The sequence below is a fragment of the Vibrio sp. SG41-7 genome (assembly GCF_014164465.1).
GTDB classification, from domain to species: domain Bacteria; phylum Pseudomonadota; class Gammaproteobacteria; order Enterobacterales; family Vibrionaceae; genus Vibrio; species Vibrio splendidus.
In genome coordinates this window covers 1-6,847 of record NZ_JACJFF010000174.1, presented here as the reverse complement: position 1 = coordinate 6,847, position 6,847 = coordinate 1, and the positions used below count along the sequence as shown (strand labels likewise).

The 6,847-nt window shown below is 43.1% G+C and carries 6 protein-coding genes and 1 pseudogene; all 7 read right to left on the bottom strand.

Annotated features, from left to right (window positions below; genetic code table 11):
- A pseudogene (locus H5300_RS24605) lies at positions 1-377 on the bottom strand (hypothetical protein); the annotation flags it as partial.
- A gap of 840 nt (positions 378-1,217) precedes the next feature.
- A complete protein-coding gene (locus tag H5300_RS24600) occupies positions 1,218-2,051 on the bottom strand; it encodes a DMT family transporter (protein ID WP_135381788.1) in 834 nt (277 codons plus the stop codon).
- 11 nt (positions 2,052-2,062) lie between these two features.
- The gene (locus H5300_RS24595; protein WP_135381787.1) at positions 2,063-3,337 is read right to left on the bottom strand and encodes an opine metallophore biosynthesis dehydrogenase; all 1,275 of its coding nucleotides are present in this window, start codon (positions 3,335-3,337) and stop codon (positions 2,063-2,065) included.
- On the bottom strand, positions 3,334-4,122 hold the full coding sequence (locus H5300_RS24590; protein WP_135381786.1) for a nicotianamine synthase family protein: 789 nt from the start codon (positions 4,120-4,122) through the stop codon (positions 3,334-3,336). The genes H5300_RS24595 and H5300_RS24590 overlap by 4 nt, the downstream gene beginning before the upstream one ends.
- Before the next feature lie 18 nt (positions 4,123-4,140).
- Complete coding sequence (locus H5300_RS24585) at positions 4,141-4,908, bottom strand: ABC transporter ATP-binding protein (RefSeq protein WP_050649305.1); 768 nt, start codon at positions 4,906-4,908, stop codon at positions 4,141-4,143.
- Positions 4,908-5,969, bottom strand: coding sequence for an iron ABC transporter permease (locus H5300_RS24580; RefSeq protein ID WP_017061833.1), 1,062 nt, complete (start codon positions 5,967-5,969; stop codon positions 4,908-4,910). The genes H5300_RS24585 and H5300_RS24580 overlap by 1 nt, the downstream gene beginning before the upstream one ends.
- Positions 5,962-6,847 (bottom strand): ABC transporter substrate-binding protein (locus tag H5300_RS24575; protein WP_182797145.1); only part of this gene is annotated, 886 nt, incomplete at its 5' end. The genes H5300_RS24580 and H5300_RS24575, both read right to left, overlap by 8 nt.

The following is a 6,847-nucleotide window of genomic DNA, read 5'->3' as shown; positions in this document are numbered from 1 at the left end:
ACTAATCCTTGATCACCTTTATTGTCCCAACTATCGGGTATCTCTTTAAATATTCTGTCTTTCGGCATCATATTCAAGAATAAATCCGGTGTCTTGTCACTGGTATAATAAGCAAAAGATTGCCATGCAAACTGCATAAAACTGCAATTAATATCGGATTTACTCGTTTCTGTAGGCTCTTGAGGTAAGGAAGGGTAATCAATCCAAGAGGAGTTGCCAGTACAGTCAGGGGCTTCTAACTCTAACGATTTTTTATCTCTAATCTTATTTTCGTAAGAGTCATTCGATTGAAAAGCTTCCCCTATAATTTCTGTAGAATAACAATGTATTGGTGAGAGGAAAAATGAGGAAACTATTATTTTCTTTAAACAATTCATGATAATTCTTATCATTCGCATTTGTATGGGTGGCTAAAATTACAATAGTTACAAATAAAATGAATCTAAATTAGTTAATAATTTAGTGTGAATCTGGAACTGCGTGTGTGCTCTGGAATACAACATCGCATTTTTTTAGGGGGAGAGAAACTGTTGTAGAACAAGTATAACGCGGTATAAACGGAGGATTTATGATAGTCAGGGAGTGGAAAGACATTTGCCCTAAAGAGCACGGGAAAGAGTTTCTTGAACACTTGTATGTGACAGGTGTAAAAGATACATCAAGGACCAAAGGTTTTCTTGGGGCGCAAATTTTAAATCGAGATTTAGGGAGTGAGGTTGAAACTACCTTGCTGACCTATTGGCAGACAATTTTAAGCAATCAATTCAAATGTACCTCTAGAACTGCGTAAAAAGTCGAACAAGGATTCCTATTCAATATCTATAAATTAGATAGGATTTTTCAACTTTACGTGTACATTTAGCATCTTACATAAACACAAGCGGTTCTCCTGCATTCATATCTTGAGAGGCATGCGGAAGAAGGAGTTAAAAGCGTCAGGGATTAACGGTTCAAATGACCTGTCTTTAAATCACATTCTGTCTTCCCTGCATACAACGGAAGATAAGCTTATTGCAACCGTTGAACTCTATAATTTAGATGGTAAATTCTTATCGAGGGGTTTCGGGAAAGGACAGTGGGCGGTCGTTGGGGCTTATTTTCAAGTTTTTGAGCACATGATGTTAGAGCACCAGTTTACTACTTCCCATATTGAGGTGGTGCTTGAATCCGTTAGCTGTCTTTACTTTTATATACAAGATTCTGATCAGTTAAGTGCTCTATTGTTTCTTTAAAGAAAGGGAGATACAGGCGGCTATAATAGTGAGACTGCCTAATGTCGTCATCCAGCCTGGAATTTCATGCCAAAAAATCACCCCCCAAAGTAAATTGAAGACCAGACCAATATAGCGGGTGACTGCTACCACTGCAGCGTTTTCATGACTGAATGCCTTTGTCAGGAAAACTTGCCCAATCAGTGAGACAATACCAATGGCAATCAGATAAATCCAAGTAATGCCCTGTGGGACTACAAATTCATCTTTCATCCAGTAACTGGATATCAGCATAGCAGTGAAAAGAAAGTAGAAGACAATCTCGTAAATATGGTGCTTTTTGCTTAGGTGGCGAATGGTGATAGAGGCAGCCGCTGCAAAAAAGGCACTCGCCACCCCCGCAAGTGCATAAAGGTTAAACGTGTCGTAGTTAAATGGATTAACAATTATGGCCACTCCGATTAAAACTAGAGGCAAAAGCAACGCCGCTTTTCTAGGGAGTGTTTCGCCCAGGACCAGGCTGGAAAGCAATATAACGAAGAACGGGGATAGGTAAGCCAAAATGACGGCATCCGTTAGAGGTATATGGGCAATGGCGTACACGAAAGCAAGCAGATAAAAGGCTCCGAACAGACCGCGAAGTACAAGCAATGGGATCCCCGTTTTGGAAAACCTTATATTCGCTTGCCACATTAAACATAAAATCAGAACGGTTCCTATTAGGCTTCGAAAAAAGACAATTTCAGAACTTGGAATCGTCAAGCTGGCCGCTTTAATAAGTGCGTTCATGACACTAAAAATAAAAGCAGAAAATATAGTTAACGCCACACCGTTGTTCATTATGGCTCTCTCTAAAGATCGTTTGCCCGACGTACCCAAATGAGGTACTTGAGCGCTTGAGTGTGACATTCTTTAATCAAAAGGTTAGGGAGTTGAGACCGACTTAACCAAGATTCGAAGGTGCTTAGCACACGGTTGATGCTCGGTAAGGTAATTCCATACTCTCTGCCTAATACTTTAAGCCAGTAAAGAGTCTGTAAATCTTCTTTGGGGATCCGAGGTAAAAACAACTTGCCTTCATTCACCTTGCCTTTGGCATAGGGCACAGCAGAGAAGTTGAAGTAGTATCCATTTGCATCTGGCTTAGAAAAAGGGTCTATCAGGATCGCGCTGTATCGTACGTAAACCAAATATTCCTGCTCTATCGGTGTGAGTGACATGAACTCTTCAATTTGACTACGACGGATCGTTTCCGGCTGCACAGGGTAGTTGTCATCATTGAGGAATTGTAACAAGTTGAATGGGGTTCCCTGAAAGTGAATTATTAATCTTGATATATCACGCCATAGCTCAACCAAGGTGTGAATGGTTTCGGTAGTAATCGGCCCCTCAGGGAAAAGTTTGTACATGTATTTCACTTCTCTCGTGTCACTCAATATGTGATTGAGCGAGAAAGGTGTAAGGAAAAATGCGGGATGAACGAAAGAGGTAATGTTTCTTCCCTCGACGCTGAATCCATTTTCCAACTCAACAACATCAACACCGACCTCCGCTAAAGTTTGAGTCAGCAGACTCAGGACAGCACATTTAGTTTGACTGGAGTAAGCATAAATCCGTTTTTTTACGGCTTTGGTCATGACATGAACCCCAGCTTGGCCTGTGGTGAATTTAGTGGCCGCAAAGTAATTGGAAAACACCAGTACATTGGGGGTTAAATTCAGCTCTGCAAAAAATCCCTTCACAAGCTGGTGGCCACCAAATAAGGATGAAATGAGAACCACGGTTTTGACGGCACTCAAATAAGATTTGGGTAAAGCCAACAGAACATCAGAATACGCATGAGATGGCGTGGCCAGAACCAACGTTTCCCATTGTCCGTCTATTGCTCGTAAATCTTCAAAAACCGCATTAAATGTTACTTGTCCGGCCAGTAGTTCCAAAGAGGGTTTTGCAGCAAGAACATGCGCAACACTTTCGTTGTGTAAACTTTCGAACATGGGTCGCCAACGCTCGGATGAGCGGTTTACTAACCCTAGTTGTTCGCACTGGTTTTTTATGATCTTTGCTGTCTGAAATGCGGCGGGGCCTGTGCCTACGATCAACACTTTTCCTAATGAAATAGTCACTTTGTTCGCTCCATCAAGACAGTTTCATAGATCGCGGAATCATTGAGGAGTAGTTTGGTGTCCCATCCGTCTATTAGGTGAGGGTTGAAAGGGTAATTAAAGGCGGATCTCAAACCGTTGCCAAACCTGACCAAGATCCGGTGAGAACGGTGTAGGTGAGGTTTAAGTTGCTTAAGTACTTCCCATTTATGCTCGACTAAAGAGGCGATTATGATATGGGTCGGTCGGAAAGCGACAAATTCTGTAATGAGATCTTTGCAGCTAAAAGTAGTAGACAAGTGGGAGAAGTCTAGCTGGTTCGCCATCGTCACTGCCTGCTCATCAATATCGATGCCATGAACTGCAGCACCCGTAAACTGAGAGATAGTGACCGCAGAAATCGGATATGAACCAGAGCCGATAAACAGCACTCTTGAGTTGCTTTTTATCTCTGCGCTCTTGAGTTCAATCTTTGTGTTTTCAGAAAGTTGGTATAAATATTCACTGAGGTTAAGTGGGTGTTCTTTGGCACATTGAGATTGATGCTTTTCCAACATACACAGGGCTTTTACGGTCGTTTCACGAAGTTGCTTAATTAGACGATCATGCTCAGGGGTATCCCCCAACTCTTTGCTAATGGCCTGAGGGTTTTCCTGCAAAATCCAAGAAGATAACTCATCCAATTTTTCCTGTAAAAGGGTAAAACAATTACAATTTTCTAGACTGTAATGCGTCAAAGCTTGAATTTGAGATTCAAACGTATAGACAGCAATTAATAATTGATAGTGCTTGTTAGTCATTGTCATAATAAGTTCCCATTGTGCTTAATCAGTTTCAATAATACGAACTGGGGTGACGTGGGTATGCCCATGTACGCAACAACCTACGTCCACATGAACCTGATATATTTGGCTAAGCCTTTCAGAGTCGAGCACGTCTTCTGGTCTACCGTGGTGTTGAATGATGCCGTCACTCAGTAAAAGAAGACGGTCGCAGTAACGAGCGGCAAGAGAGATATCGTGCAGTACAGCAATGGTGATGATGTTTTTCGCTCGGGTATATTGACGAACAAGGTCTAAAATCTGAACTTGGTGCTTGAGATCTAGGGCACTTGTTGGTTCATCTAAAAGTAAAATATCGGGTTCAGCGACCAGAGCTTGTGCCAATGAAACCAGTTGTTGCTGACCGCCACTGAGCTGAGAAAACTGTCTTGGGGCGATATTTATCAGACCTAAATAAATAAGGATGGCTTCTGCTTTTTGTTCTTGTTCAAATGTGATGTTCCAACTCAGCTGATGCACCAAGCCAAGCAACACAAACTCAAGAACAGTTAATTGACAGGCCGATTTGTTGAGTTGACACAGGTATGAGAAGGATTTGGGGGGTAACCTTTGTCCATTTCCTTCACTTGAAGTAATTTTCCCAACAGAAGGGAGGATGCCCGTGACAGCCTTGAGTAATGTCGTCTTTCCTGCGCCATTTGGACCTAGAATGGCGGAAAATTCTCCGCCACAAAAATGCGCTTCTACCTTCTTTAAAACGAGCTTTTCCCCAACCGTTACGGAAAGATTTTCTATTGAAAGCGACTTCATCAGATAAACCTCCGGCTCATTAGAAAATAAAGAAGAATCGGGACGCCTACCAAGGAGGTGACAATACCAATTGGAATGATAGCGCCTGGGACAATCACTTTAGCAATAAGGGACGAGGTACATAAAAGTAACGCTCCCATTATTGCGGCCAAAGGTAAGTAGAAACGCTGATCTTCGCCGACTAATATTCTTGCTAGATGAGGAGCTACCAGGCCAATGAAACCAATGGTTCCGACAAATGACACCGCTCCTGCTGTCAACAATGAACAAAGCAGAAACATCTGTAACCTTAATTTGCTGGTCTTGATCCCCAAGGCGAGTGCGCGCTCTTCGCCAGAAGTGAGGGCAGTGAGTGCCCAAACCTGAGACAACGCGAAGAACAAACCGAACATGAAAACGGTTCCTGAAACAAAGAAGGATAACCAACTCGCTTTCTGCAGACTGCCAAACAGCCAAAAAACAATTTGTTGAAGGACTTCTGGTGACGCCAAATATTGAATTAATGACTGTAGAGCCTGGAAAAAGAACAGAACGACTATACCGGCTAAAATGAGTACTTTGGCGTCCATATTTCGGTTCCGACCAATTATGTAGATCGCCAGACTCGCGAATCCAGACGTTAAAAATGCCGCGAACGGCACGCCTAACCAATGCAAACCAAAGACCGAAAAACCGCTTAAGAAAGCTATGGCTGCACCGAACCCAGCAGCGGCAGAGATGCCAAGGGTATAGGGGCTTGCTAGTGGGTTGGCTAACAGGGTTTGCATCAAACCGCCGGCTAACCCGAGTGAGGCACCAACCATTATACAGGTGAGAGTGGCGGGTAATCGAAGTTGCCAGATAATGAGTGATGATAAGCTATCACCAGAGGGGCCACCTAGGAGTGCCTTAAGAACTTGTTCAATACTTAGCGACGATGAGCCAGTACCGATATCGAATAATGCGGAAAGGCTCATCGCCAGAAAGGTTGCCAACACAATCTTGAGCCGCTGCTTCTGCAATCGTTGATAAATCCCGCGGCTGGAATTAAGGTCAGGCGACATTCTAATGCTTTCATTCATGGCTTGATCCCACCTGAATCATGAAAGTCCCTCTGAGCTCTTGCGGCATGTAGTTCTTAAAAAAAATTTGGTGCAATTTCTTAGGATCAATGTCTTTAAATGCTTCCGGGTAAATCGATTTCGCTAGATACAACAAGAAGATGTGGTCGTAAATAGTACGAGTTCCTGAATGGTAGACGCCATAAACGTCACCATTTTGAACAGCAGTCAGTTGTTTCCAACCAGCGCGGCTTAGGTATGGGCGGTATCTAGTCTGCACTTCTTCCATGGTGCTGTCGAAGCCAAGGAGTGCGCTGTCGCTATGCTTCGCCCAGTGGGCACCTGATATAAATATGACCTCTGGGTCTTGGCTTAACACATATTCGGGAGTTAGGTGGGCAGAGCCTTTAAACATACCATTGGCAATGTTGTCGGCACCCGCCATGGTCAAAAGGTTGCCCCACATTGTGGTCGAGTAAGATTTACCGTATTCGTTTGGTCCACCTGTGCCTGCTTCAACATACACACGGCGTGTTTCGTGGTTTTCCAAGTGTTTAGTAACACGTTGTTTTACCGTGTTTACTGCATTTGCGTATTCAGTTGCAATCGTTTCTGCCCGCTTTTCTGTGCCCATGACTTTACCAATAACACGTGCGCTAGTGACGTGTTTTTCAAGCGTTTGAGCATTGAAATCCACAACGACTACTTTGATGCCACTTGTTTCAAGGATTTCAACTTTTTCAGCAAGAGATTCATATTGCCACGCCGCAATAAGTGCAACATCAGGCTTAGTTAACAAGAGCCTCTCGAAATCAAAAGTACCTGTGTAAATAGAACCGGAGTCAATAATAGTTTCTAGCTCAGGAATGATTTTTTTATAGGTGGTCCATTGAGATTGT

Bases quoted from the DNA above. Each gene is read 5' to 3' on its own strand.
- H5300_RS24590 (WP_135381786.1), bottom strand. From the start codon at position 4,122: ATGACAATGACTAACAAGCACTATCAATTATTAATTGCTGTCTATACG.
- H5300_RS24585 (WP_050649305.1), bottom strand. From the start codon at position 4,908: ATGAAGTCGCTTTCAATAGAAAATCTTTCCGTAACGGTTGGGGAAAAG.
- H5300_RS24600 (WP_135381788.1), bottom strand. From the start codon at position 2,051: ATGAACAACGGTGTGGCGTTAACTATATTTTCTGCTTTTATTTTTAGT.
- H5300_RS24580 (WP_017061833.1), bottom strand. From the start codon at position 5,969: ATGAATGAAAGCATTAGAATGTCGCCTGACCTTAATTCCAGCCGCGGG.